The 24,765-nt window shown below is 47.5% G+C and carries 23 protein-coding genes, 2 pseudogenes and 1 riboswitch; of the genes and pseudogenes, 16 read left to right on the top strand and 9 right to left on the bottom strand.

Going from position 1 to position 24,765, the window contains the following annotated elements; translation table 11 throughout:
• Positions 1-2 precede the first annotated feature (2 nt).
• The gene (locus MCG98_RS14635) at positions 3-674 is read right to left on the bottom strand and encodes a response regulator transcription factor (protein ID WP_240302644.1); all 672 of its coding nucleotides are present in this window, start codon (positions 672-674) and stop codon (positions 3-5) included.
• Positions 675-817: 143 nt separating this feature from the next.
• On the opposite strand from MCG98_RS14635, the gene MCG98_RS14630 reads away from it, so the two are divergent.
• The 11 genes from MCG98_RS14630 to MCG98_RS14580 all read left to right on the top strand — a co-directional run bounded on the left by MCG98_RS14630 (position 818) and on the right by MCG98_RS14580 (position 13,347).
• Entirely contained in the window at positions 818-3,127 is a 2,310-nt protein-coding gene (locus MCG98_RS14630) for an extracellular solute-binding protein (RefSeq protein ID WP_240302643.1), read from the top strand.
• On the top strand, positions 3,072-3,944 hold the full coding sequence (locus tag MCG98_RS14625; RefSeq protein WP_275891338.1) for a sugar ABC transporter permease: 873 nt from the start codon (positions 3,072-3,074) through the stop codon (positions 3,942-3,944). Before MCG98_RS14630 ends, MCG98_RS14625 begins: the two co-directional genes overlap by 56 nt.
• Before the next feature lie 2 nt (positions 3,945-3,946).
• The gene (locus MCG98_RS14620) at positions 3,947-4,786 is read left to right on the top strand and encodes a carbohydrate ABC transporter permease (RefSeq protein WP_240286316.1); all 840 of its coding nucleotides are present in this window, start codon (positions 3,947-3,949) and stop codon (positions 4,784-4,786) included.
• An 8-nt stretch (positions 4,787-4,794) separates the two neighbouring features.
• Positions 4,795-6,192, top strand: coding sequence for a hypothetical protein (locus tag MCG98_RS14615; RefSeq protein WP_240302642.1), 1,398 nt, complete (start codon positions 4,795-4,797; stop codon positions 6,190-6,192).
• A complete protein-coding gene (locus MCG98_RS14610) occupies positions 6,185-6,784 on the top strand; it encodes an ABC transporter permease (RefSeq protein ID WP_240286320.1) in 600 nt (199 codons plus the stop codon). Before MCG98_RS14615 ends, MCG98_RS14610 begins: the two co-directional genes overlap by 8 nt.
• Before the next feature lie 14 nt (positions 6,785-6,798).
• Positions 6,799-7,917: a sn-glycerol-3-phosphate ABC transporter ATP-binding protein UgpC gene (gene ugpC, locus MCG98_RS14605; protein ID WP_240286322.1), complete on the top strand. Its 1,119-nt coding sequence runs from the start codon at positions 6,799-6,801 to the stop codon at positions 7,915-7,917.
• Between the two features lie 70 nt (positions 7,918-7,987).
• Complete coding sequence (locus MCG98_RS14600; RefSeq protein ID WP_240286324.1) at positions 7,988-8,200, top strand: hypothetical protein; 213 nt, start codon at positions 7,988-7,990, stop codon at positions 8,198-8,200.
• Positions 8,201-8,212: 12 nt separating this feature from the next.
• Complete coding sequence (locus MCG98_RS18980; RefSeq protein WP_240286326.1) at positions 8,213-9,622, top strand: recombinase family protein; 1,410 nt, start codon at positions 8,213-8,215, stop codon at positions 9,620-9,622.
• A gap of 89 nt (positions 9,623-9,711) precedes the next feature.
• Positions 9,712-10,662 (top strand): phospho-N-acetylmuramoyl-pentapeptide-transferase, encoded by a 951-nt coding sequence (locus MCG98_RS14590; protein ID WP_240286328.1) that lies wholly within the window; start codon positions 9,712-9,714, stop codon positions 10,660-10,662.
• Between the two features lie 154 nt (positions 10,663-10,816).
• Positions 10,817-11,929, top strand: coding sequence for a DUF3810 domain-containing protein (locus MCG98_RS14585; protein WP_240302641.1), 1,113 nt, complete (start codon positions 10,817-10,819; stop codon positions 11,927-11,929).
• Positions 11,930-11,964: 35 nt separating this feature from the next.
• Complete coding sequence (locus MCG98_RS14580; protein ID WP_240302640.1) at positions 11,965-13,347, top strand: NCS2 family permease; 1,383 nt, start codon at positions 11,965-11,967, stop codon at positions 13,345-13,347.
• 21 nt (positions 13,348-13,368) lie between these two features.
• Here the strand turns inward: MCG98_RS14580 and MCG98_RS14575 are convergent.
• A pseudogene (locus MCG98_RS14575) lies at positions 13,369-13,491 on the bottom strand (manganese catalase family protein); the annotation flags it as partial.
• Positions 13,491-13,694 carry a hypothetical protein gene (locus MCG98_RS14570; RefSeq protein ID WP_240302639.1) on the bottom strand — a complete coding sequence of 68 codons (204 nt, stop codon included), beginning with the start codon at positions 13,692-13,694 and terminating at the stop codon, positions 13,491-13,493. The pseudogene MCG98_RS14575 and the gene MCG98_RS14570, both read right to left, overlap by 1 nt.
• A 117-nt stretch (positions 13,695-13,811) precedes the next feature.
• Between MCG98_RS14570 and MCG98_RS14565 the strand changes: the two genes are divergently transcribed.
• A complete protein-coding gene (locus MCG98_RS14565; protein WP_240302638.1) occupies positions 13,812-15,248 on the top strand; it encodes a recombinase family protein in 1,437 nt (478 codons plus the stop codon).
• Positions 15,249-15,310: 62 nt separating this feature from the next.
• Here the strand turns inward: MCG98_RS14565 and pflA are convergent, their stop codons facing one another.
• The 6 genes and pseudogenes from pflA to MCG98_RS14535 all read right to left on the bottom strand — a co-directional run bounded on the left by pflA (position 15,311) and on the right by MCG98_RS14535 (position 20,254).
• The gene (pflA, locus tag MCG98_RS14560) at positions 15,311-16,027 is read right to left on the bottom strand and encodes a pyruvate formate-lyase-activating protein (RefSeq protein ID WP_240302637.1); all 717 of its coding nucleotides are present in this window, start codon (positions 16,025-16,027) and stop codon (positions 15,311-15,313) included.
• On the bottom strand, positions 16,027-18,258 hold the full coding sequence (gene pflB, locus MCG98_RS14555) for a formate C-acetyltransferase (RefSeq protein WP_240302636.1): 2,232 nt from the start codon (positions 18,256-18,258) through the stop codon (positions 16,027-16,029). The genes pflA and pflB overlap by 1 nt, the downstream gene beginning before the upstream one ends.
• An 80-nt stretch (positions 18,259-18,338) precedes the next feature.
• Positions 18,339-18,422, bottom strand: a riboswitch (ZMP/ZTP riboswitch).
• 107 nt (positions 18,423-18,529) lie between these two features.
• A pseudogene (locus MCG98_RS14550) lies at positions 18,530-18,631 on the bottom strand (manganese catalase family protein); the annotation flags it as partial.
• 3 nt (positions 18,632-18,634) lie between these two features.
• On the bottom strand, positions 18,635-18,913 hold the full coding sequence (locus tag MCG98_RS14545) for a spore coat protein CotJB (protein WP_240302635.1): 279 nt from the start codon (positions 18,911-18,913) through the stop codon (positions 18,635-18,637).
• Positions 18,910-19,032: a spore coat associated protein CotJA gene (locus tag MCG98_RS14540; RefSeq protein ID WP_240303454.1), complete on the bottom strand. Its 123-nt coding sequence runs from the start codon at positions 19,030-19,032 to the stop codon at positions 18,910-18,912. Before MCG98_RS14540 ends, MCG98_RS14545 begins: the two co-directional genes overlap by 4 nt.
• A gap of 286 nt (positions 19,033-19,318) precedes the next feature.
• A complete protein-coding gene (locus MCG98_RS14535; RefSeq protein WP_240288967.1) occupies positions 19,319-20,254 on the bottom strand; it encodes a DDE-type integrase/transposase/recombinase in 936 nt (311 codons plus the stop codon).
• 204 nt (positions 20,255-20,458) lie between these two features.
• Between MCG98_RS14535 and MCG98_RS14530 the strand changes: the two genes are divergently transcribed.
• The 4 genes from MCG98_RS14530 to acpP all read left to right on the top strand — a co-directional run bounded on the left by MCG98_RS14530 (position 20,459) and on the right by acpP (position 24,742).
• Positions 20,459-21,271 (top strand): MBL fold metallo-hydrolase, encoded by an 813-nt coding sequence (locus tag MCG98_RS14530; RefSeq protein ID WP_345891668.1) that lies wholly within the window; start codon positions 20,459-20,461, stop codon positions 21,269-21,271.
• A 34-nt stretch (positions 21,272-21,305) separates the two neighbouring features.
• On the top strand, positions 21,306-23,114 hold the full coding sequence (locus MCG98_RS14525) for a glycerophosphodiester phosphodiesterase (protein ID WP_240302634.1): 1,809 nt from the start codon (positions 21,306-21,308) through the stop codon (positions 23,112-23,114).
• Between the two features lie 120 nt (positions 23,115-23,234).
• Positions 23,235-24,401 (top strand): putative peptidoglycan glycosyltransferase FtsW, encoded by a 1,167-nt coding sequence (locus tag MCG98_RS14520; protein ID WP_240302633.1) that lies wholly within the window; start codon positions 23,235-23,237, stop codon positions 24,399-24,401.
• A 107-nt stretch (positions 24,402-24,508) separates the two neighbouring features.
• Entirely contained in the window at positions 24,509-24,742 is a 234-nt protein-coding gene (acpP, locus tag MCG98_RS14515; protein WP_028528060.1) for an acyl carrier protein, read from the top strand.
• The last annotated feature ends 23 nt before the right edge of the window (positions 24,743-24,765 follow it).

Here is a 24,765-nt window from a genome sequence, read left to right as displayed (position 1 = left end):
ATTCAGTCCTCCAGCTGATATCCGACACCGCGGATGGTCTTTATTTTTACGGAGGATGCAACCTGTCGTAAACGTCTGCGGATAAAATACATATAGTTATCCAGGTTTCCCTCTTCAACGTCTGCATCCGGTCCCCATACCCGCGTAAGCAGTGTCATGCGGGGAAGTATCTGCCCGGTATTTCGCAGCAGGACTTCGAACATGGCGCCTTCCTTTTTTGACAGGGTGCAGCTGCCCTGGGGGCCGGTCAGTATGTTTCCTGTAACAGAATACGTGATATCCCCTAGAGTCAGAGATTCGATTTCTTCACATTTCCGGGGACGCCTGCTGATACAGCGCATACGGGCAAGCAGCTCTTCAAAGGCAAATGGTTTCACCAGATAATCATCAGCACCCGTATTCAGGCCATTGATCTTGTCTTCCAGTTCCCCTAGCGCGGTCAGGAAGATAACAGGTGTTGAACTGCCTGCAGCCCGGAGCTTTTTTAAAATTGTCAGGCCGTCAACATGCGGAAGCATGCGGTCCAGCAGGATCAGATCATGGATGTTTTGTTCAATATAATAAAAAGCGTCTTCCCCGTCGTCGCAGGTATCAACCAGATAACCTGCATTCTTTAACTGGTACTCGAGGGAATATCTCAGTGCCTCGTCATCTTCAATCAGTAGTATCCTCATAATAACCCTCCGTTCCTTTATGTAAGAATCATTGTAACACAGAAATCTTTATTTATTCTCTAAATTTTAGAGAATCATTAGAGGTTGTTGTGCTATATTGTAATCGTTCAGACGGGGGAATCAACAGGAAAGGATTGAAAAATATGAAAACGAAAAAAAAACGGTGGCACCGTATATTGCTTGCAGGGTTACTGGCAGTGGCATTGATGGGCTGCAGCAGGGTGGGAAGCGGACAGATGACGGATGCCGGACAGAATACCGGCGGCAATGCCGGGAATACGGCGGATGCAAAGGGAAGATACGTCGAAACACAGCTTCCCGCGCCGGATGGATTCTCAGGTGTGGGGAGCATCGGCCGCCTGCAGGATGGCAGACTTATCCTGATCGACAAGAATGAAGGTATAAAATTCACTTCAGACGACGGGGGGAAAACATGGAGTACGGAAACTCTGACAGAACTAAAAACACTGACGGACCAGGATGCGGATATCACAGGCACGGCAGTCGCACCGGACGGGGGAATCTTTATATCCTATATTTTATGGGAAGAATCAAATGCCGAAAAAACTTACCCTGAAAAATATATTTATCTGGAACCCGATGGTACTGTGTATCATGCCGAGTTTGGTCTGGAGGATTACAACACCAGTGTCATAGACGCTGTGATCACCGCGGACGGCAGGGTGTTTGTCATTACGAACAGCTATGACGTCTATGAGCTGGATGTCAGGCAGCAGACATATCAGAAGCTGTTTACCCCGGATGAGGTTCGTGACGTGGGTCTGTACGCCTGTGGTAACTCGCTGGTGGTACAGGATGGACAGAAAGCCTACTTCTACAATCTGGAAAGTGGCGAGCTAGGCACGCCGGATGAAGTGCTCAATTCGTTTATCGGCGAGCAGACAGAGCAAAAAGCGGGCATTGCAATGTGCGCCTCAGATGATAAGGACGGAAACCAGACATTATATCTGGCAGCAGGGGGCGGAATCTACGGTCATGTGCTGGGAGGTAATGTCATGGAACAGCTGGCAGACGGGGCATTGACGAATCTCGGGGATCCGTCAAAAACCCCTGCATGGATGAGCAGAAATGAAGACGGCTCGTTTCTGATCTATTATCACGACGGAGCACTCTATTCTTATGTATATGATCCGGATATTTCGGCCGTTCCAGAACAACTGCTCACGGTATACACCCTGTATGATAATGAGACGGTGCGCCAGGCGATCAGCTGCTACCGCACAGAGAACCCGGATACGTTTATCAGGCTTGAGATCGGGGTCAGTGAGAAGAACGGTGTGACCGCAAATGATGCTGTCAAGAACCTGAATACTCAGCTGCTTGCAGGAAAAGGACCTGATATGATACTGCTTAATGGAATGCCGGCAGATGCTTACATCGAAAAGGGAATCCTGATGGATCTGAGCGATTTTGTAGCAGAGCTTCCGGGAAATTACTTTGAAGGGATTTTAAAAGGATATCAGTCAGAAGAAGGAATTTTCATCCTGCCATTCAGGTTTGATGTGCCGCTTCTGACCGGCAATGAATCCTGGCTGTCACAGATTTCAGATCTGAAAAGTCTTGCAGATACGGCAGAAGCGATCGCTGATTCACCGGAAACGGAGGAGACAGTACTGGGCTCCTACACTGCAACAGAGCTGCTGGAAAAGTTGTATTTAACCTCAGCCGGTGCATGGACTTCGGAGGATGGGAACGTAAATGAAGACGGCCTGCAGGAATTCCTGACGCAGGCGAAAAGGATCTATGAGGCAGAGCAAAAAAATCTGGATGAGGAAGAACTGGCGAAACACCAGAAGATGTATGATGAATTTCTTGCATATTATCAGGATGACCAGAGAGCAAAGGAGAACCTGCTGAGCAATGGACCCCAGTCTGCGTGGCAGATAGGAAGACTGCAGGTCCTGACGGCGGGGCTGCTGGGCAGCATGTCTGATCTGAATTCTGTATTGGCGGTCAACCGTCAAATGGAGGGGAATACTTACCGGGCGTTTAACGGACAGTCCTCAGATGTATTTTCTCCGTCCGGGATCATCGGCGTCAGCGTAAACTCTGAAAACCAGGAGCTTGCCATGTCATGGATGGAAACGCTGTTGGGTACAGAAGTTCAGAGTAAAGATCTGAGAGATGGTTTTCCGGTCAATGCAGAGGCTTTTGACAGCTTTGCCACCAATCCCATTCCGGGATCAATGGAGGGGGCAGGGATTATGGACCGTGACGGAAATGAGATACGGCTTGATGTCGTCTGGCCGAATGACGCGGAAAAGAAGCAGTTCAGAGACCTGATTGAGACTCTTAAGGTACCGGCTGTTACGGACGACAGTCTGAAGGAAGAGATCATAACCATCGGTGCACAGGCTCTGACGGGGGAGAAAGAGATTGAAGATTGTACTGGGGAAATTGTACAGAAAATTTCGATTCATCTACAGGAGTAGGGTATGGTTTCTGCTGCCAAGTCTGGCAGGCGTGGCCATCTTTGTACTGATACCGTTTGCGGATGTGGGAAAACGTTCTTTTCAGACTGCAGTGACGGGGAAGTTCTGCGGGATTGCGAATTACCGGGAAGTTTTTACGAATCAGGCATTCCTGGCGGCGGTCAAAAATACGTTGAAATTTGTGGCCGTCGGGCTTCCGCTGCTGCTTCTGATCTCACTTGTGATCTCACTGGCATTAAATGGATGTAAAAAAATCAGGGGGCTGAAATCGGTGTACCTGCTGCCAATGGCAGTGCCCACCGCGGCGGTGGTACTGATCTGGAAGATGATGTTTCATGTAAACGGCCTGATCAATGCGGGGCTTGCATCACTGGGATTGAGTGCGGTGGACTGGCTGGGGAGTGATGCATCTTTCTGGGTACTGATCATCAGCTATCTGTGGAAGAACATGGGATATACCATCATACTCTGGCTGGCAGGCCTGCACAATGTACCGGAGGAATTAAAAGAGGCTGCCAGAGTGGATGGTGCATCGGAGTTTCAGTGTTTTTTCCACGTAGTGCTCCCGGGACTGAAGCCGGTACTGTATACAATCACAGTATTATCTTTTTTGAATTCCTTTAAGGTATTCCGGGAGGCCTATCTGGTAGCCGGAGCTTATCCGCAGCAGAACATGTACCTTCTCCAGCACATCTTTAACAACTGGTTTACCAAGCTGGAGATCGATAAAATGGCGGCGGCGGCAGTCTGTATCACGATTGTATTTGTTGCATTTGTGCTGCTGCTGCAGCGTTTCTGGGAGAAACAGGAGGATTGAGGTTGAAAAAGATCTGTTGGAAGCTGGGGCTGGTGTTATCAGCAGTGATCATCTGTATGCCGGTGATTCTCACAGTCCTGGGTTCTCTGAAAAGCAAAAATGAACTGGCGGCAAGCCTGGCGCCAGTGTTAAACGGAACCGGCGGCATGATAGAATGGAAGCTTTTTCCGCTGTATCCGACATTGATTCATTTTGTGAAACTGCTGATCTGGACACCGGACTTTTTTACGGTGTTCTGGAACTCGATGAAAATTGTAGGAACAATCCTCGCGGGACAGCTGGTGTTTGCGGTTCCGGCAGCATGGGCGTTTGCAGCATTTCGCTTTAAAGGAAAGAAACTGTTGTTTACACTCTACGTCATTTTAATGTTGCTTCCGTTTCAGGTGACAATGCTTCCCTCCTATCTGGTACTGGATGGGCTGAACCTGATGAATACCCATGCGGCAGTCATCCTGCCGGCAGTTTTTTCTACATTTCCGGTATTTCTCATATACCGCAGTTTTACTGCGATACCGAGAGAATTGATAGAAGCGGCTAAGATTGACGGTGCCGGTGAGCTGGCGGTTTTTTTGAAAATCGGGATTCCGCTGGGTTCGCCGGGCATTCTGTCTGCAGTGGTTTTAGGATTTCTGGAGTACTGGAATATGATGGAGCAGCCGCTGGCATTTTTGCAGGATAAGACATTGTGGCCGCTTTCGCTGTATCTGCCGGAGGTTGGAGCCGGGCAGGCGGGAACCGCACTTGCGGCATCTGTGATAGCACTGATACCGGCTGTGTTTGTGTTTGTAATTGGACAGGATTACCTGGAACAGGGAATCATTTCATCGGGAATCAAGGAATGAGTGAAGACATGAAAACAGTGAAATGGAATACATCTGAAAAAAGAAGAAAAAAAGCGGTCTGGTGTTTTGCTGCATTCCTGCTTATTATGCTGCTGTGCACGATCATATCACGCGGTATCTATGCGTGGCAGATGCCCAGGGTGCAGATTGGAAAAGCAGAGCAGCGAAACATTTCCCACACGGTCACAGCTGAAGGGAGGATCGAGGCGGACATAGGAAAGGCGGTGGTTGTGGAAGAGGGAATCCGGGTAGCGGAGGTCTGTGTCAGGATTGGCGAGAAGATCCAGCAGGGAACGGTACTGCTCCGGCTGGATACAGAGGATTTGAAAAAACTGAGCGAAGAGGTCACAGCCCGGATCGAGATGGAGCAGCAGAAACTTGCGGTGCTTAAAGCCGGCAGGAGTGTGGAGCAACAGACTGTACAGGCTGCGAAACAGCGTGCTTTGGAGGATCTTGAGAATACGATCGCGGTTCAGGATGAGGCTGTTAACAGAGCCTGGCAGGAGTACTCTGATGCAGAGTATGAGCTGTCAGCTTATCCATCCTGGGAAAGCTATCAGGAGATGAATGAAAATGCTGATACAAGCGCATGGGAGCAGGGCATGAAACAACTGGAGGATGCTTTGGCGCAGAAAGAGACGGCGCTCTATAACGCGGAGGTTGAACGTGACAAGGCGGTTGTGCAGGCTCGCCGGGCGGTAGAAGATGCGGAAAATAAGGCACCTGCTGATGAAAGCGGTATCACAGAGGCCGGGCAGACGATCTCACAGCTGGAAACGAAACTGGCAGCGTATCAAAAACTGCAGGAAAACGATGGACAGGTTGTAAGCATGATGGCTGGAAATGTCGGGAAGATCTGTGTGGAAGCAGGCGACCGCACGACGGACAGTGCAGCCATGATCCTGGCGGACGGGTCTGAGGGTTGGAATTTTAAGGCGGTACTCTCAGAAGAACAGGCGGATTATGTGAAGACGGGAAGTAACGTGACCCTTAAGTTCCAAAACGACAGACTGCAGAAAGAAAACTGTGAAATAACCGCCGTGACACAGAAGGAAGAAGGCGGCTATGAGGCTGTTGTGAAAGTAATGGATGAAGCGCTTTCACTCGGTGAGAGCGGTAAGATGGAACTGACAAAACAGTCGGGGCCGTATCCGTGCTGCATCCCGCTGTCCGCGCTGTACGCGGATAATGACAGGAATTATATCCTGATGATCCGGGAGACAGAGACGATTCTGGGAACTGAGCTCAGTGTCGTAAGGCAGGATGTGACTGTTAAGGATAAAAATGAAGGCAGTGCTGCGCTTGAAGATGGTTCGCTGGGGGCAAATGACCAGTTCGTTGTATTTTCCAGCAAAGAAGTATCCCCGGGCGATAAAGTGCGGCTGATGGAGGAGGGAGATGAATAGAAGAAAAAAGATTCTGATCTCACTTCTGCTGCCGGGTGTCTTATGTCTGGCGGGGCTGGGAATCGGTATGGTTTATAAAGCTGCTGCACCTTCGGGGATTGCCAAATGGGAGATGAAAAGCGCAGCGGTGTATGATGAGAACATGAGTCTTATCATCACACGGATGAGAGAAGAGGGATTTGATGTTGCCTTATGGCAGGAAAATAAGCCGGAGACGGTGACGAATCCTGATTACAGCAGAAGTGCTGATGTGAAGACGATCGGGATTGCAGGAGACTGTTCCATACTGTTTCCGAACAGCAACGCACTTCCGGCGGGAGAGACAGGATACTGTATCCTGGGAGAGAAAACGGCGTGGCAGCTCTTCGGAAGTACAAAAGTGGATGGCAGGAGTGTACTGATCAATGAAAAAACCTATCAGGTTGCAGGAATTCAATTTCAGGAAGAAGAGCTGTGTGTCTATGAGCTGACACCGGATACTGAACAGGAGGTAGCCTTTGCTGCCATACAGTACGACAAACGTGAACAAAAAGATATGGGAAAACGCAGGCTTGAAATGCTGGGTGGTCTGACACTGATCGCCTGTGGATAGAAGAGGGGAACTCTATGGCGTCGATATCATTAAAAAAAGTCAAAAAGATATATCCCAACGGATATGAGGCTATAAAAGATTTTAATCTGGAAATAGAAGATAAGGAGTTTATTATCCTGGTGGGACCGTCCGGATGTGGAAAATCCACAACGTTGCGTATGATCGCCGGGTTGGAACCGATCACAGCCGGCGAGGTGGTGATTGATGAAAAAAAGGTGAATGATGAGGAACCAAAAGACAGGGACATTGCCATGGTATTTCAGAACTATGCACTGTATCCACATATGACGGTATATGACAATATGGCGTTTTCACTGAAGATGAGAAAAATCCCGAAAATGGAGATTGATAAGGCTGTCCGAAGTGCCGCAAAGATCCTGGACCTGGAGGAACTTCTTGGCAGAAGACCGAAAGCACTGTCCGGAGGCCAGAGACAGCGTGTGGCCATGGGGCGTGCAATCGTCAGAGATCCCAAGGTCTTTCTGATGGATGAACCGCTTTCCAATCTGGATGCAAAACTGCGTGTCCAGATGCGGCTTGAAATAGCGAAGCTTCACAACCGTCTCGGTGCAACCATCATCTATGTGACACATGATCAGACGGAGGCGATGACACTTGGAACGAGAATCGTGGTGATGAGGGACGGCGATATCATGCAGGTGGATACGCCGAAAAAGGTCTATGACCGTCCGAGGAATCTTTTCGTCGCCGGGTTTATTGGATCTCCCCAGATGAACTTTCTGAGGGGGAAAATCCGGGAGCAGCAGAGCAGCATCATATTTGAATCCGGAGATCGGAAGTTTGAGATACCTTCCGTCAATGCGGAGGTATTGAAAAAAGAAGGCTACACCGGTAAAGAAGTCATTATGGGAATTCGCTCGGAAGATATCCGGGTTGCCCAGTGGAATACGTACGATGACGGACATGTTCTGCCGGCCGAGGTAAAGGCATATGAACTGCTGGGAGCGGAAGCCTGTCTTTACACGGAGTTTAAAGGAGGAAATCTGGTCTGTCGAGTGAGACCGGATACGCCGGCTAAGAGGGGGGATGTGATAACACTCACATTTGATATGAACAAAGCGCATTTTTTTGATGTGAATACCGAACAGAATATAATGGCACCGGACGCCTGAAAGGGCGCAGCCTCTCTGTTATATGGAAAAGCCTACGGCACATATAGTAAAGCAGAGGGAGGTGCGGTTAATGAAACACAGGGAATTTGCCTATACCGGTAAACCAGTGCCAAAACTGGATGACCCGAAGTATGCAGCGTTTCTCACAGAGATTCAAAAAGCGGTCTTCTGGTCTCTGGAGAAGAGAAAACTGCTGACTCCTGAGCAGCGGGAGCATTGTCTGGAGGAACTTGAATCCCGACATTGCCGACAGTGTATTGAGAATCAGAACAACCGGCTGTAAGGAGGGGTTTTTGTGTATGATTACGAACGCTTAAACCAGGAGAGAAGGACAGCTGGCAAAAGAAAGCGTGTCGCAGCATACTGCAGGGTATCTACGGATGGTGATGACCAGGCAAATTCTTTTGAGAGTCAGCGCACGTTTTTCAGGCAGTATATCGAGCGCAATCCCGACTGGGAGCTGTTTGAAATCTATGCCGACGAGGGAATATCCGGGACCAGCACAAAAAAGCGCAGGTCGTTTAACCAGATGATCAGAAGTGCCAAGAATGGAGAGTTTGACCTGATCATTACGAAAGAGATCTCACGTTTTGCGAGGAATACGCTTGACAGCATCTATTACACTCGTGATCTTAAAAAGCATGGTATAGCCGTTATTTTTCTGAATGATAATATCAATACCCTGGATGGAGATGCCGAGCTTCGCCTCGCGATCATGTCCTCCATCGCGCAGGAGGAGAGCCGCCGGACTTCAGAGCGTGTGAAATGGGGGCAGAAACGGCGGATGGAGCAGGGAGTTGTATTCGGCAGAAGCATGCTGGGGTATGAGGTGCGTGACGGAGTCATGTATCTCGATGAAGAAGGTGCCAGGATTGTGCGGCTTATCTTTCATAAATATGTGGAGGAGGGGAAGGGAACACATGTGATCGCGCGTGAGCTTGGGGAAACGGGGATTTTGCCCATGCGTGTCAGTGAATGGCAGAGTTCGGTTATCCTGCGCATTCTTCGGAATGAGAAATACTGCGGTGATCTGGTGCAGAAAAAGACATACACACCGGATTTTCTGTCTCATGAAAAAAAGTATAACCGCGGGCAGGAGGAATATGTGATCATCAGGGACCACCATGAACCGATCATCTCAAGGGAGATGTTTGAAAAAGCCAACCGTATTCTGGACAGCCGTTCTCACTCACAGAAGGGAAAGAAAAAGCACAGCAGCCGCTATACATTCTCTGGAAAAATAAAATGCGGATGCTGTGGTTCGAGTTACGTCTCCAGATATAAACAAAGAAAAGACGGTAGCAGCTATCAGTCATGGCGTTGTCTGGAAGCAGTCCGGCACGGCGCTCCCCGCACAGACGAGAATGAAAATATGACTGGCTGCGCAGGATGCAGCATACGCAATGAGGATGTTCTCCATATCATGGCTGCGGCATGCGATCTTTTGGAATACGACAGAAAAAAAATGAAAGGCAGCATACTTGCTGTGATCAGGTCGGTGACAGATAAAGACAACGAAGAAATCCGGCAGATTGCAGATGCCGTCAGTGAGATGACAGGCGGCATGGATTATGAAGATGAATTTTACCGGCAGTTGCTTGAGAAAATAGTAGTGAGGAACAAAGACAGTATTGATGTTTATCTTAAGCATTTTCCTTTGAAGCTAGGATTTGGGAATACAGACATATCTGCGGAAAAACCATAAGATGCAGCTCTTGCGTTTTAGACAGGCTTGTGGTATCTTCAGTATAATGAATAGATAACAGAAAGGATTGTCCGAGAGGCAAAAGAAAGATGTACAATATATTAAATCATTATTTAAACACAAACCAGATTGTTATGCTGGGTATACTTATTACATTTATCCTCACATTTCTGGCATTGAAATTTCCACTGCCGTTTCTGCCGAGTGACCAGGGAAGAGCATTTGCAGTCAATGGGAACCTGTCGAAAGGAAAGATCAGGGGCGTGGGGCTGACATTTGTCCTGTGTTTCATAGTCGGCAGTGTTCTTTTTATGCCGCTGGACCGTGAGTATATCATTTATCTGATATTGCTTGCATGCATCATGCTGAGCGGCTATCTCGATGATGCGTCTGACAAACCATGGAGTGATTATAAGAAGGGCCTGATCGACCTGATCATATCTGCCGTCACCATGCTTACTTTTTTAAACTATAATCCGACGGCGATTTATATCGGAAGCATGGAGCTGATCATTCCGAAAGCGGTTTACATCATTCTTGGAATTGTCCTGATCTGGATATCGATCAATGTCACGAACTGTTCAGACGGCGTCGACGGATTGTGTGCCAGCCTCTGCTGCGTTGCTATCCTGTCGTTCAGTCTGATCTTTCGTGAGGCACTGGGAAATTATGTGATCGCCGACTTTCTCTTTGTCGCGGTACTGTTTGCATACCTGTATTTTAACACCTCGCCGAGCAGTATGCTGATGGGGGATGCGGGATCAAGGGCTCTGGGATTTTATCTCGCGATCATTGCGATGAAATCACAGCATCCGTTTGTTTATCTGCTCCTTGCAGGAATGCTGATCATCGACGGAGGATTCGGACTGGTCAAGATCTTCCTGAAGAGGTTTTTGAAAATCTCCATACTGAAAAATACGCGTACGCCAATCCATGACCATGTAAGGATTAAATTCAAATGGTCGGACACGCAGGTGGTGGTGCGTTTCCTGATCGCACAGGTGCTTCTTGGGCTGGTAGCGTTTCTGATAGTCTCATAACAGAATACGGGATGTCTAAAGACCGGCAGCCGAATGGGAAACCATTCGGCTTTTATATGGATATGGGTGTTTCAAAGGTTTAACCGCAAACAGATATATCTTTCAATAGGGGACGTGGTATAATAAAAGAAAACCTACGATTGAGAAAAACTGTATGGACAAAAGAGAGAAACAGAAACGATCTAAAACAATGATAAGAGTAATCGCTGCGTGCATTTTATTGACGGTAAGCGGGGGGATACAGATACTGGTGTCTGTGATGCCCGGACTGGCTGAATGGTATTCTGTACATATCTATCAGGTGCTGGTTTCCGTATTTGGAAGATTTTTCGGGATCTTTCCGTTCTCTGTGTCGGAAATATGTCTTTATATCCTGCTGCTGGTCCTGGCAGCATCCCTGGTACATATTACAGTAAAAATTATCCGTAAAGATAACAGGAAGCGCACGTTGATGAGGTGGCTTTCCTGCCTGTTTCTTGTGGCGGCCGTCCTGATGTTCCTGTATACGGTAAACTGCGGTGTGAATTACAAAAGGAACTCGTTCTCTGAAAAAGCAGGAATCTCTGCCGGAGGGGGTACGGTGGATGAGCTGGAAGCGGTATGCAGCCGGCTGACTGAGAAAGTCAATGCTTGCAGCAGTCTGGTCACGAGAAACACAGAGGGGGAAATGATACTGCAGTCAGAGGAAGATGAGGGTGCAGTGAGTGCCATGCAGAAACTGGGGAAAGAGTATCCAATGCTGGATGGATATTATCCGCAGCCAAAAAGACTTCTGGTTTCAGAACTCCTTTCTTATCAGGGACTGACAGGGGTTTATTCTCCGTTTACTCTTGAGGCAAATTATAATGGTGATATGCTTGATTATAATATCCCTTTTACCACCTGTCATGAATTATCTCATTTGAGAGGGTTTATGCAGGAGGATGAGGCAAATTTCATTGCATTTCTGGCATGCAGTTCCTCGGATAGTATAGATTTTCAATATAGTGGATACCTTATGGGATGGATATACAGTATGAACGAGCTCAGCAGTGCTGATGCGGAGCGCTGGAGTGTGGTCCGCAGCGGGCTTGCACCGGAGGCTGAGGCAGATTTGAGGGCCAACAGTACATTTTGGGATGCTTATGATGGCAGAACTGCAAAACTATCGAATCAGATCAATGATCTCTATCTGAAGGCCAACGGGCAGGATGATGGAATAAAAAGCTACAACCGGATGGTGGATTTGATGATTGCATATTACAGAGATACAGAAAATAAAAAATAACAGATTTTAATATGAGGGATACGGGAGAGAAGGAAATGCTGGAAAAAATATTTAAACTTAAAGAGCACCATACGGATGCAAAGACTGAGATCATTGCCGGAATCACCACATTCATGACGATGGCTTATATACTGGCGGTACACCCCAACATGCTTGCCGAAGCGGGGATGGACAAGGGGGCAGTCTTTACGGCGACGGCACTTGCAGCGGTGATCGGTACGCTGTGTATGGCGATGTTTGCCAATTATCCGTTTGTGCTTGCACCCGGAATGGGATTGAATGCTTATTTTGTCTATACGGTTGTACAGCAGATGGGGTATCCCTGGCAGGCAGCGCTTGCAGCAGTGTTTATTGAAGGTATTATATTCATTCTGCTCACGTGTATCAATGTGCGGGAGGCTATATTTAATGCGATACCTACCAGTATGAGGCACGCGATCAGTGTGGGGATTGGTTTATTTATCGCTTTTGTAGGGCTTCAGAATGCCAATATTGTGATCGGCGGCAGTACTCTGCTTTCGCTTTTTTCGCTTGAGAACTATCAGAACCTGCATGGTGGGACAGGTTCATTTCAGGATGCAGGCATCTGCGTTCTGCTCGCTGTGCTCGGTGTGCTGATCACAGGGGTGCTTGTAGCAAAAAAGATAAAGGGAAATATCCTGTGGGGAATCCTGATCACATGGGCACTGGGAATTATCTGCCAGCTGTCCGGGCTTTATGTTCCGAATCCTGAACTGAAGTTATATTCTCTGATACCGGATTTCAGCGCTGGATTAGCCGTTCCAAGTATAGCGCCGGTTTTCGGGAAGTTGAATTTCACTGTTATTCCGTTGGCAGATCTGGGGATCATTGTATTCGTATTGCTGTTCATGGACCTCTTTGATACACTGGGGACGCTGATCGGCGTATCTGCAAAGGCAAATATGCTTGATAAAGACGGGAAACTCCCTAAGATAAAGGGGGCACTCATGGCTGATGCTGTGGCAACGACGGCGGGAGCAGTGCTTGGCACATCGACGGTCACGACATTTATGGAGAGCACCTCCGGTATTTCAGAGGGGGGAAGGACGGGACTGACCGCGGTTGTAGCTGCCATACTGTTCGGTGCCGCTCTGCTGATCTCACCGGTCTTTCTGGCAATACCGGCATTTGCGACGGCTCCGGCGCTTATTATGGTTGGATTCTATATGATGAGTAATGTTGGTCTGATTGATTTCCACGATCCTGGTGAAGGGATTCCCGCGTTTATCGGGATCGGCGCCATGTCGTTTTTCTACAGTATTTCGGAAGGCATTGTTATGGCAGTGATCTCATATGTGGTGATCAATGTGTTATCCGGAAAGGCGAAAGAAAAGAAGATCAGTGTGACGATGTATATTCTGGCGGGACTGTTTGTCCTTCGTTATTTCCTGATATAAAGGGGGCATTACCGGTACCGAGGTACCGATATCGGTCAGCATTCCCATGCAGGTACGGTTCGGCATGGTATAGCGTTGGGAGAGATAGCGCATGGAAGCGGCCAGCTCTCCGTCCGGACCACCGGATGGCGGAAGAATATGGATTAATCAGCCATACATTCCAGGAATATTTTCCAGGATTTTGGATGGGCGGAGTAATAGCCGCTCATCCGTCTGCCGGCGTTTTGGCATAACTGCCGGCGAATCTGGGTAGCCTGTGATCCGCTCAGCGTATCGAACTGCAGAGTATGACCAGCTGAGAGTATTACTTTTGACGGTAATGCTCTCAGTATTTTATTGTCTGCCATAAAAACCTCCTGACGGTTGCTTTGTATCATTTTATTCAGGAAAGCCCTCTTTTGCTTTAAAGACAGACAGGGATGAATATAATAGACTGATGATTTGAAATGTGTCAGGGAGTTTTTATGAAGACAGGGGCGGCTTACATCCGTGTATCTACGGAGGAGCAGATTGAATTTTCACCGGACAGTCAGATAAAGAGAATCCGGGATTACGCTGTCAGCCATGAAATACTGCTTCCGGAAAAGTTCATTTTTATGGATGAAGGGATCAGCGGGAGAAGTGCCGAGAAACGTCCGGCATTTATGAAAATGATCGGGACGGCTAAAATGAAACCGAAGCCGTTTGACGTGATTCTGCTCTGGAAATTTTCCCGGTTTGCACGCAGCAGGCAGGACAGTATTCTCTATAAATCCATGCTCCGCAAAGAATGCGGGATCGATGTGGTATCCATCACGGAGCAGCTGTCGGATGACCCGACTTCTATTCTGATCGAGGCGCTGCTGGAGGCGATGGATGAATACTACTCGATCAATCTGGCGCAGGAAGTCAGAAGAGGAATGAATGAAAAGTTTTCCAGGGGCGGCGTCGTATCCGTACCGCCGTTTGGTTACCGTATGGGAGAGGAGCATTTTGAAATTGATGATGACAAAGCGAACGTTGTCCGTATGATCTTTCAGGATTTTCTGCATGGAATGCCGTACCGCCAGATCGTATCGAAGATCAACGATATGGGAATCCGTACAAACCGCGGAAATCTTTTCGAGAATCGGACAGTGGAATACATCCTAACCAATCCGGTATATATCGGAAAACTTCGCCGCAGCATTGAGGGGGCTGAGCAAAGAGACCGCTATTATCAGGGAAAACAGGTCGTGACTGTAGATGCCGGCCATATACCGATCGTGACCGCGAAATCATTTGATGAGGTACAGAAGAGGGTTGCCGCTCTGAAGAAAGGGTGGCGCGGGGGTACACACGGTGCACCGGAAGACTATATGCTGCGCGGCCTGGTACACTGCAGTGCCTGTGGGGCTGTATTGACACAGGCAGTGCGGGGGAAGGCACTGCAGTGTCAGAAATACGCATGCGGAAAGTGCAGCCAAAGTCATTATATTACGCTGGATAAATTAAATCAGGCGGTTCTTAACAGACTGGAAGCGGATCTGGGAGAGGAAGAGCTGGAGATCAGGATTGAGAAGGAAGAGAAAAATGTCACCAAAGAGGTCTCACGGTCTCTTCTGGATATGGAATATAAACGCCTCGGGCGTGTGAACACGGCCTATGAATCCGGCGCGGACAGTCTGGAGGAGTACCGGCAGAAGAAATCGGAGATTTTAAAACGGGTGGATGCACTGAGACTGGAGCTGGATAGGGCAGGTCAGCTGGAGGGACTGTCCGGGACCGCGCAGTATTTCAAAAAAAAGTTAAAGGGGGTCATTCCAGGACTGAGGTCTTCAGAACTCGGCGAAGCAGATAAGAATGAGCTGCTCAGCTCGATTGTCTCCAAAATCGTGTTTAACAGGAATGATAATACGATTCAGATTTATTATATGGTATAAACAGCACCCGTGAAGGCGTCACCATTCCTTCACGGGTGCTGTTTTCGTATAATAAGGAAAGATTATAAGTATCGGGATGGCAGGAGGGACTGCAGTTCGCTCAGGCTGTCCGCTGCCATTTCCGGAGTGTCGACAAGTGGAAATGGGATGTCAAGACGCTCATATTTCTCCAGGCAGAGCTTTCGAAACGGGAGCAGTTCCACTTTTTCAACATTATCATAATCTGTTAAAAAGCTGATTAAATCTTCGATGTCTTTCGGTGTGTCATTGAGTCCCGGAACAACCACGCGGCGGATCCACATCGGAATCTCCATTCGGCGTGTCAGATTCAGGAATTGTATGACGTGTTCAAAATTTCCGCTGCAGTATGTCTGATAATCCACGCCTGTAAGAAACTTTACATCTGCAAGTACCAGGTCTGTATGAGAAAGTACCTCCCGGGCTGATTCCAGATTTCCGATGCCGCTGGTATCAAGCGCCGTGTGAAATCCCTCTTCCTTTAAAAGACGGAAAAGTTCTGCAGTAAATTCCGGCTGTGACAGCGGTTCACCGCCTGTGACGGTTACACCGCCATTTTTCAGATATGGCCGGTAGCGCAGTATTTTCATGAGAACTTCTCTGGGATCATAAGGAGATCCTCCTCTATATTCCCATGTGTCAGGATTGTGGCAATATGCGCAGCGCAGCGGGCAACCCTGCAGAAAGATCACATAACGAAGTCCGGGTCCGTCAACAGCCCCCATGGACTGAAAGGAATGAATGTAACCCGTTGTTTCCATTACATTGCCTCGTGGAAGGTACGTGAAATGACTTCTCTTTGCTGTTCGCGGCTGAGTTTATAGAAATTTACTGCATAGCCGGATACGCGGATCGTCAGATTCGGGTATTTTTCAGGATTATGGTATGCGTCGATCAGTGTTTCACGGTTCATGACGTTGACATTCAGGTGATGGGCCATCTGACCGAAGTAGCCGTCAAGGATGGAGACCAGATTGTCGTATCGCTCGTCCTCAGATTTTCCAAGTGCCTGCGGAACAATGGAAAATGTATTGGAAATACCGTCTTTACAGTAGCGGTAGGAAAGCTTTGCCACGGAATTGAGTGCAGCGAGTGCACCATTCTTTTCACGGCCGTGCATTGGATTGGCTCCCGGGGCAAAAGGCTCTCCGCTCTTGCGGCCGTCGGGAGTAGAGCCTGTTTTCTTTCCGTATACTACATTTGAGGTGATCGTCAGGATGGACAGTGTATGCTCTGCGCCGCGGTACAGAGGTGTCTTCGTCAGTTCATGATAGAACAGTTCCATCTGCTCGCATGCGATGTTGTCCACGCGGTCATCATCGTTTCCGAATGCCGGATATTCTCCCTCAATTTCAAAATCTGTGATCAGGCCGGTTTTTTCATCACGGATACATTTTACTTTTGCATGTTTGATGGCAGACAGCGAATCAGCCAGAACACTCATACCTGCCACACCGAAAGACATATAGCGGTGTACCTGGGTGTCATGCAGTGCCATCTGAGTCTTTTCATAGGCATATTTGTCATGCATATAGTGAATAACGTTCATGGTGTTGGCGTACATTTTTGCAACCCATGGACGGTAGATATCAAGCAGTTCCAGTACCTTGTCATATTCGAGGTAATCCCCCTGATACGGCTCATGTACAGGTCCGAGCTGCATATTCTGTTTCTCATCTTTCCCGCCGTTCAGTGCCATCATCAGCATTTTTGCCAGGTTGGCGCGCGCGCCGAAGAACTGCATTTCCTTTCCGATGCGCATTGCTGAGACGCAGCATGCGATCGCGTAGTCGTCTCCGAACTGTGGACGCATCAGATCATCATTCTCATATTGAAGTGCGTCTGTGTCACAGGAAACTTTCGCACAGAATTTCTTGAAAGCTTCGGGCAGGTCTTTGGACCAAAGAACTGTCAGGTTCGGTTCTGCGGACGGTTTCAGGTTATACAGGGTATGCATCATACGGAAAGTATTTCTGGTTACCAGAGTACGGCCGTCTTCGCCGGTGCCGCCCAGTGCCTCGGTGATCCACATCGGGTCGCCGCCGAACAGTTCATTATAATCCGGGGTACGAAGATGGCGGGCCATACGCAGTTTCATCACGAAATCATCCATCAGCTCCTGCGCCTGCTCTTCGGTGAGTGTCCCGGCAGCCATGTCACGCTCAAAATAAATATCCAGGAAGGTAGAGACGCGTCCGAGGCTCATGGCGGCGCCGTTCTGCTCCTTGATTGATCCCAGATAACCAAAATACAGCCACTGAACGGCTTCCTGTGCGGTAGCGGCCGGTTTCGAGATATCAAAGCCGTAGAGTGCAGCCATGTCGCGCAGTTTGCCGAGAAAATTGATCTGCTGGTACAGCTCTTCCAGCTGTCGGATATGATCAACATCCATCAGCTCCAGGCTCAGTGCATCTTTGTCCTTCTGTTTCTCTTCGATCAGACGGTCGATGCCGTAAAGAGCAACGCGGCGGTAATCGCCGATGATACGGCCGCGCCCGTAAGCGTCCGGGAGACCGGTGATCAGTCCGCAGTGGCGTGCGGCTTTTGTCTCTTTGTTATATACACGGAAAACGCCGTCATTGTGGGTGGTGCGGTACTGAAATTCATCTTCAACCTTCTGGGACAGCTCATAGCCATAGGCTTTACAGGCATCACGTGTCATGCGGAGTCCTCCGAACGGATTTACACCGCGTTTTAACGGCCGGTCAGTCTGGAGCCCTACGATCAGTTCGTTGTCCTTGTCCAGATAGCCGGGCTTATAGTTCAGAAGAGAAGTGACAGTCTGCGTGTCGATATCCAGAACGCCTCCGAACTCCCGTTCCAGAGACAGCAGATTCTCAAACTTATGAAGCAATTTTTCTGTTCGCGCTGTAGCAGAAGTAAGAAAAGAGTCATCGCCCTCATACGGGGTGTAATTTTTCTGAATGAAATCACGTACGTCGATGCTTTCCTGCCAGTTACCCGGTTTAAAATTGTTCCATTGTGTAAACATTACTAATATCCTCCTGTTTTCTGTGTGAGGCATCATTTTCCAGTGTTTCACCAATAAAAAAGGACAACATCAAGGAAAAAAGATGCTGCCCAGACGGTCGGCTGTTTTGATAGTACTTCATTCCCCTGTGGTAACCCACTTATCCGTCAGTAATGAAGACCCTGTTTACTTTATGAGGCGAGTATAACATCCAAATATAAAAAGAGTCAAGAATATTTTCAAAAATCATAATATTATTACAAAATAAAAAGATTGGTAATCATATAACAGAACCATCCGGACCTCCGAACTGACTGATGATTGCCTGCGCAAGGCTGGCATTGGTGGTGGTAATATTTACCGGATATTGAAGTCGTTTCTCATAATTCCACATAGATCAGCGGCAGCCCCCTTTCTTTTCCCATGGCCATGGCTGTGATATCCACTGCCAGGAGCAGTTTTTTTGTTCGTCTGCAGTATCAATGGTCAATGGCGCATAACATCTGGCATATTCGTTCATGGCATCCTTGCGCATACGAACGTATTCGCGGTAACAGTCGAGGGCCTGCTCATCGTCCGGATGGCTATCCAGATACAGAAGAAGATCATCGACGGCAAAACTGGTTTCGTTGATCCACTGCATCAGCTGAGCGCGTGAAGGTGTCTTTGCATTCATCGGCATCCACCTCTCTTTCCGCAGAACGGTTTGCACAGTTCAGGGAAAATAGTTCCCATTTTAAGCCCTTTACAGGGTTCGAAAGTAGTTTTGAATTTCTGGTTGGCGACGAAAGCCATACCAACGGGAAGTTTGTCTGCAATTGCATATATATCAGAATTGGTATTGCACGGGGCATCTTTATGACAGGTGCATTCTCTGTCCGGGCGTTCCGGGCGGACGGGACTGCACATAACCGGAGGTCTTTGACAGCGGCCGCGGCAATCGGTACGATTCATAGCATATCGATCCATAGATATGATAGTCCTTTCATGAATTTCATTTATTATATTTTATGACGGGGGATATAAAATGTGCGTTTTACATTTTGCGTACATAAAAGATTGTAGGTTTGTCAAACATATGTTACAGTGACATCAGATAATTATCCAGTACCTGTTTTGGGGTTTTCCATCCAAGTGGGCGCATAGGAAAGTTATTATAATCTCTGCGGTTATAGAGTTTTAACTGTTTGCTGAAGTCTTCAAAAGAGTAAAAACTGTGGACAGCATAGAAACGCTCATTGTCTTTCCTGTGGCTTCGCTCCACTTTGCCATTATGCCTTGGAGTAAATGGACGTATCAGCTTGTGCCTGATGCCGTATTCCTTAAGCCGGACTTGAAAGATGGTAGGTTTATCCGAACCGCCGTAAGAGCTGAAGCGTTTGGTAAATTCCTGACCATTATCAGTCTGGACACATTCGACAGGGCAGGGAAACGCTTTGATAAGATGCTCAAGGAACAAGGCAGCGGAATAGGAGCTGTGTTCTTCAAATGCTTCCACAAACCGCCATCTGGAGTACTCATCAATGGCGGTGTACTGATAAAACCGTTGGTCTTTGGCTTCATTCATGAGGCAGGCAGAAGGGACAAATTTCACGTCAATCTGAATCCGCTGTCCGGGATAGGCCATCTGCTCATAAGGCTTAGGAATGTACTTGGGATTAGGAGGATGAACAGCCATAATCCCCTGTTTTCTAAGGAAACGGTAAAGCCCGGGAATAGAACGGGAATAACCGCGCTGCATAAGTTTTACCCAAAGGATGACTAAACCAGCCTCAGGATTACGTCTGCGCATATCGGTAATCATTTTGATCTCCTGAGGCGTATGCTGATTAGGATGGCTGTGTGGGCGTCTGGAGCGTTCACGGAGGGACTCCATAGAGCCGTCAAAGCGACGTTTCCAGCGATAGATATACTGCCGATTGGTTTTATATTTAACGGCAGCTTTGGTAACGCCATACTTCTCAGCGTAACGGATCAGGGATAGACGGTATCTCATATCTTGTGTTATACTAGCCATAGCAGGGAACTCCTTTGTTTATGTTGTGGTTGTGGTGACTAAAATATAACACAAAGGAGAGATCCCTGCATTTTAATTATTCAGTTGTAACATATGTATTGTAATCCTACATTTACATTTTGCGTACATAAAAGATAGCCTTGCACATCTAAGTAAGCTGGGCTACAATGTAAACAATGAGTAAAATTAAGGGGAATATGAAAGTTGAGTAAGACAGAATTGATTATGCTTGGAACTGGAAACGCGATGGTGACCAGATGTTACAATACGTGTTTTGCGCTCAGGAATCAGGAGGACTACCTTCTTGTAGATGCGGGCGGGGGAAACGGCATCCTGGCGCAGATGGAGAAAGCCGGGATACCGTTTGAAAAAGTGCACTTTATGTTTGTCTCCCACGGTCATACTGACCATGTGCTCGGGGTAATATGGGTCGTGCGCAAAATTTCGGCGATGATGAAAAATGGTACATATGATGGAGATTTCGTGATTTACTGCCACTCGGAACTTGCAGATCTGATCCGCAGTTTCTGTATGCAGCTGCTGCCCGGAAAGTTTACAAACATGTTTGACAAACGGATATGGATTGTCAGGGTAGAAGAGGGACAGAAAGAACAGGCTGCAGGTTTTACACTGCGCTTTTTTGACATTGATTCGACCAAGAAGAAACAGTTTGGTTTCTGTGCAAAACTTCCGGATGGGACAAAACTGGTATTTCTGGGAGATGAACCGTTTAATGAACGTAACCGGCCGTACGCTGAGAACGGAGACTGGATGATGAGTGAGGCGTTTTGCCTCGACAAGGAAAAAGAAAGATTTAAACCGTATGAAAAGCATCACAGCACCGCGCTTGATGCGGGAAGAACGGCACAGGAACTGGGAGCACAGAATCTGATCCTGTACCATACGGAAGACAGTGACCTGAAACACCGAAAAGACCGGTACACAAAAGAAGCAGGCAGATATTTTAAGAAAAAGATATATGTACCGGATGACCTGGAAAGGATTTTGCTGTGCTGACAGGATTGAGACTTGAGAAGGATACGAGATACTGATGAGAACGTTCTTAAAAGATGTATACCGGATATGGAAATTAAATGGAATCAGCCTGTTTCTGTTTGAACTTATCTATCGGATCGCGACGAGTGCGGTCATCATGAATCTGACGGACTGGTTTATCAGTATCTCCCTGAAACAGCAGAAATACAGTTATCTGACGGCAGAAAACTATGTGAAATTTATCTGTCATCCGTTAACGCTGATCCTTCTGGCAGTGATACTGCTGTGTATGGCGCTGATGGTCCTGCTGGAGATATCGGCAGTTTTCTGGTGTATACAGTGCTCCATGCTTAACGAGAAGACATATGTGCCGGGAATCATAAAAAACGGGATCACAAACAGTTTGCTGTTTATCCGGTACCATCCGGTTTTCTGGAGTGTTTACATGCTGGGAACGATGCCGTTTCTGGGACTGCATTTTATCATCTGGGAGATCGCGAATGTAAAGATTCTGGAGTTTACAGCACTTCAGATTTATAAGTTTTTTCCAAAAACATGGCTGCTGGTGCTGCTGTGTGTGATTATCATGACAGGGTCTGTCATTATCACATTTTCCCTGCCGTATTGTATAACGGAAAACCGCAGGATACGGCTGGGGATAAAGATGGCTGCTGTTCGCCTGAGACGCCATTTTGGAAAAAGTGTTGCGGGTGTCGTGCTGATGCAGGTACTCGTACTTGTCGTGACGGCAGCAGCTTATCTGATGGCCGTTGCGCTGATCGTTGTCGTAATTATCATTTTTATGAAACCGTCATTTAGAATCAGCGGTGTGCTGACATACGGCAATGGTGCAAAGAGCGTTATCGGTTTATTTGCCGGATCAGCAGGTGTGATCTACGGACTTTTGGCGGTGGGAGGGATCTATCTTCCACGGCGCGGTAAACAGTATCTGAAACGGATTTCACAGAAGAACAGAGGAAAATACCGTGTGTTTCGACGCAGGGCTGCTGCTTATCTTGTAACGGTACTGCTGATCGCTGCGGAAGCAGGAGGAATTCTGTATATGAATCTGGCGCGGGGAAATGTCAACAACATGGTGCTTAGTTCCTTCAGTGTGACTGCACACCGCGGCGGCGCTCTTATGGCGCCTGAGAATACGATGAGTGCCATGGAATATGCGGTTGAATCGATGTCTGATTATGCGGAAATCGATGTTCAGGAAACAAAGGATGATATTCTGGTACTGTTGCATGACAATAATCTGAAAAGAACCACCGGATTGAATGCCAACGTCTGGGATATGACGTATCAGGAAGTTGCTCAGCTTGATGCAGGCGTAAAGTTCAATAAACGTTTTCTGGGGGAAAAAGTCCCGACGCTCGATGACATCATCAAATACAGCAAGGGAAAAATCCGCCTGAATATTGAAGTAAAAAGCAACGGTCACAATAAGAACATTGTCAGTAAGGTAATCAAGTGCATCGAGGATAACGACTTTGAAGACCAGTGTGTCCTCACCTCCATGAATTATAGCTTTTTGAAGCAGGCAAAAGAGCTGAATCCCGATATAAAGACGGGCTATATCATGACAATGACTTATGGCAGTATCAAAGATATCGAGTGTGCCGACCTTTTCAGCGTTAAGCATACGTATGTTACCCGGTGGTTTGTAAAAGAGGCCCATGCCTGCGGTAAAGAAGTACACGCATGGACAGTGAATTATCCAGGTGATGTACAGCGCATGATCACATATGGGGCCGACGGTGTGATAACGGATGACCCTGCTTTAGTTCACAGAATTTACCTGGGTGAGGAAGATAAGAAGACAGGATTCTGGGGGCTTATGAAGTACGCCGTAAAATAAAGAGTTTTTTTATTGGGTATTTAATGTTATAATGATAAACTGATGATGTTGGGGTCAGCAGGTATTCTGATCCTGGTCTCTGTTGAAATAAAGCCGTGGATTAGAGAAACGAGGTTATATATGCGCAAAGCAATTGCTGGATTTATCAAAAAGATGCGTGAAAAAGCAGATTATTATGATTATAATCTGCTTGCGGTGGTAATTTTGCTGATTTGCTTCGGGCTGGTCATGCTGTACAGTACCAGTTCCTATGAATCAAATATGAAATTTGGCGACGATATGTATTATTTCCGAAGACAGGCGCTCATCAGCCTGGCATCTGTTATCGTTGCAGTCATCATATCAAGAATCGATTACCATATACTGATCAGATTATCCGGATTTATTTTTGTGCTGGCATTTGTCCTGATGGCTCTTGTAAAATCACCGCTCGGCGTTGAGGTAAACGGAGCCAGACGCTGGCTGAAGCTCGGCATCCAGTTTCAGCCTTCTGAGATTGCCAAGATTGCGGTGATTACATATCTGCCCGTGGTTATTATCAGCATGGGGAGAAAGGCGAAATCATTAAAAGCCGTGGCCGTACTGCTGTTTCTGGGAGCACTGCAGGCAGGAGGCGCGTATATCCTGACGGATAACCTGAGTACAGGTCTGATCATCGGTGGGATTACTGTCATACTGATCTTTATCTCCCATCCGAAAACAGCGCCGTTCGTCGCAACTGCAGGCGCAGGCGCAGGGGTTCTGGCGATCTTTATCGGATATCTGGCAGCCACGATCGATAACAGCCAGAGTTTTCGTATCCGGCGTGTGCTGGCATGGCTGCGCCCGGAAGAATATTCTGCCGACGGTGGTTATCAGGTAATGCAGGCGCTCTATGCGATCGGATCCGGCGGTCTCTTCGGAAAGGGACTCGGCAACAGTGCGCAGAAGCTGGGGACCATACCGGAGGCACAGAATGATATGATATTTTCTATCGTCTGTGAAGAGCTTGGGATTTTCGGGGGCGTAATGCTGCTCCTGCTGTTTGCGTACCTGCTGTACAGGTTATTTTTTATCGCACAGAACGCCAGGGATCTGTACGGTTCACTTATCGTAACGGGAATTTTTGCGCATATTGCGCTGCAGGTCATCCTGAATATCTGTGTTGTGATTAATGTGATTCCGACGACGGGAATCACGCTTCCCTTCATAAGCTACGGGGGAACCTCTGTGCTGTTTTTGATGACTGAGATGGGGATTGCACTCAGTGTATCAAGGGGTATTAAATTCCAGGAGAAAAACAGGTGAAAAAAATACAGCCCTGATTTTTAAAAATGGGTTGACAAATAATAAAAATCTAGCTATGCTTTGACCATAATATAGTAATTTTTAATGAGAATAAAGGAGAGCGGGATATGTTTGAGAAAATGAAAGAGATTATTGCTGAACAATTAAATTGCGATGCCAATACGATTTTTGCGGATACATCATTTAAAGATGACCTGGGAGCTGATTCACTGGATTTGTTTGAACTGGTGATGGCACTTGAAGAGGAGTACTCGATTGAGATACCATCGGAGGATTTGACAGATCTGCTGACAGTCGGCGATGTAGTCGAATATTTAAAGACAAAAGGTGTGGAAGAATAATCCACGCCTTTCTTAAAGCTTAA

The sequence above is a fragment of the Ruminococcus sp. OA3 genome (assembly GCF_022440845.1).
GTDB lineage: Bacteria > Bacillota > Clostridia > Lachnospirales > Lachnospiraceae > Ruminococcus_G.
The sequence above is the reverse complement of the archived record's forward strand: the minus strand, read 5'-3'. Positions and strand labels throughout refer to the sequence as shown.

Excerpts from the sequence above, each read along its gene's own strand:
- MCG98_RS14635 (WP_240302644.1), bottom strand. The coding sequence starts at position 674 with ATGAGGATACTACTGATTGAAGATGACGAGGCACTGAGATATTCCCTC.
- MCG98_RS14630 (WP_240302643.1), top strand. The coding sequence starts at position 818 with ATGAAAACGAAAAAAAAACGGTGGCACCGTATATTGCTTGCAGGGTTA.
- MCG98_RS14615 (WP_240302642.1), top strand. The coding sequence starts at position 4,795 with ATGAAAACAGTGAAATGGAATACATCTGAAAAAAGAAGAAAAAAAGCG.
- MCG98_RS14610 (WP_240286320.1), top strand. The coding sequence starts at position 6,185 with ATGAATAGAAGAAAAAAGATTCTGATCTCACTTCTGCTGCCGGGTGTC.
- ugpC (WP_240286322.1), top strand. The coding sequence starts at position 6,799 with ATGGCGTCGATATCATTAAAAAAAGTCAAAAAGATATATCCCAACGGA.
- MCG98_RS14600 (WP_240286324.1), top strand. The coding sequence starts at position 7,988 with ATGAAACACAGGGAATTTGCCTATACCGGTAAACCAGTGCCAAAACTG.
- MCG98_RS14590 (WP_240286328.1), top strand. The coding sequence starts at position 9,712 with ATGTACAATATATTAAATCATTATTTAAACACAAACCAGATTGTTATG.
- MCG98_RS14585 (WP_240302641.1), top strand. The coding sequence starts at position 10,817 with ATGGACAAAAGAGAGAAACAGAAACGATCTAAAACAATGATAAGAGTA.
- MCG98_RS14580 (WP_240302640.1), top strand. The coding sequence starts at position 11,965 with ATGCTGGAAAAAATATTTAAACTTAAAGAGCACCATACGGATGCAAAG.
- MCG98_RS14570 (WP_240302639.1), bottom strand. The coding sequence starts at position 13,694 with ATGGCAGACAATAAAATACTGAGAGCATTACCGTCAAAAGTAATACTC.
- MCG98_RS14565 (WP_240302638.1), top strand. The coding sequence starts at position 13,812 with ATGAAGACAGGGGCGGCTTACATCCGTGTATCTACGGAGGAGCAGATT.
- pflA (WP_240302637.1), bottom strand. The coding sequence starts at position 16,027 with ATGGAAACAACGGGTTACATTCATTCCTTTCAGTCCATGGGGGCTGTT.
- pflB (WP_240302636.1), bottom strand. The coding sequence starts at position 18,258 with ATGTTTACACAATGGAACAATTTTAAACCGGGTAACTGGCAGGAAAGC.
- MCG98_RS14545 (WP_240302635.1), bottom strand. The coding sequence starts at position 18,913 with ATGAATGCAAAGACACCTTCACGCGCTCAGCTGATGCAGTGGATCAAC.
- MCG98_RS14540 (WP_240303454.1), bottom strand. The coding sequence starts at position 19,032 with ATGGCTTTCGTCGCCAACCAGAAATTCAAAACTACTTTCGAACCCTGT.
- MCG98_RS14535 (WP_240288967.1), bottom strand. The coding sequence starts at position 20,254 with ATGGCTAGTATAACACAAGATATGAGATACCGTCTATCCCTGATCCGT.
- MCG98_RS14525 (WP_240302634.1), top strand. The coding sequence starts at position 21,306 with ATGAGAACGTTCTTAAAAGATGTATACCGGATATGGAAATTAAATGGA.
- MCG98_RS14520 (WP_240302633.1), top strand. The coding sequence starts at position 23,235 with ATGCGCAAAGCAATTGCTGGATTTATCAAAAAGATGCGTGAAAAAGCA.
- acpP (WP_028528060.1), top strand. The coding sequence starts at position 24,509 with ATGTTTGAGAAAATGAAAGAGATTATTGCTGAACAATTAAATTGCGAT.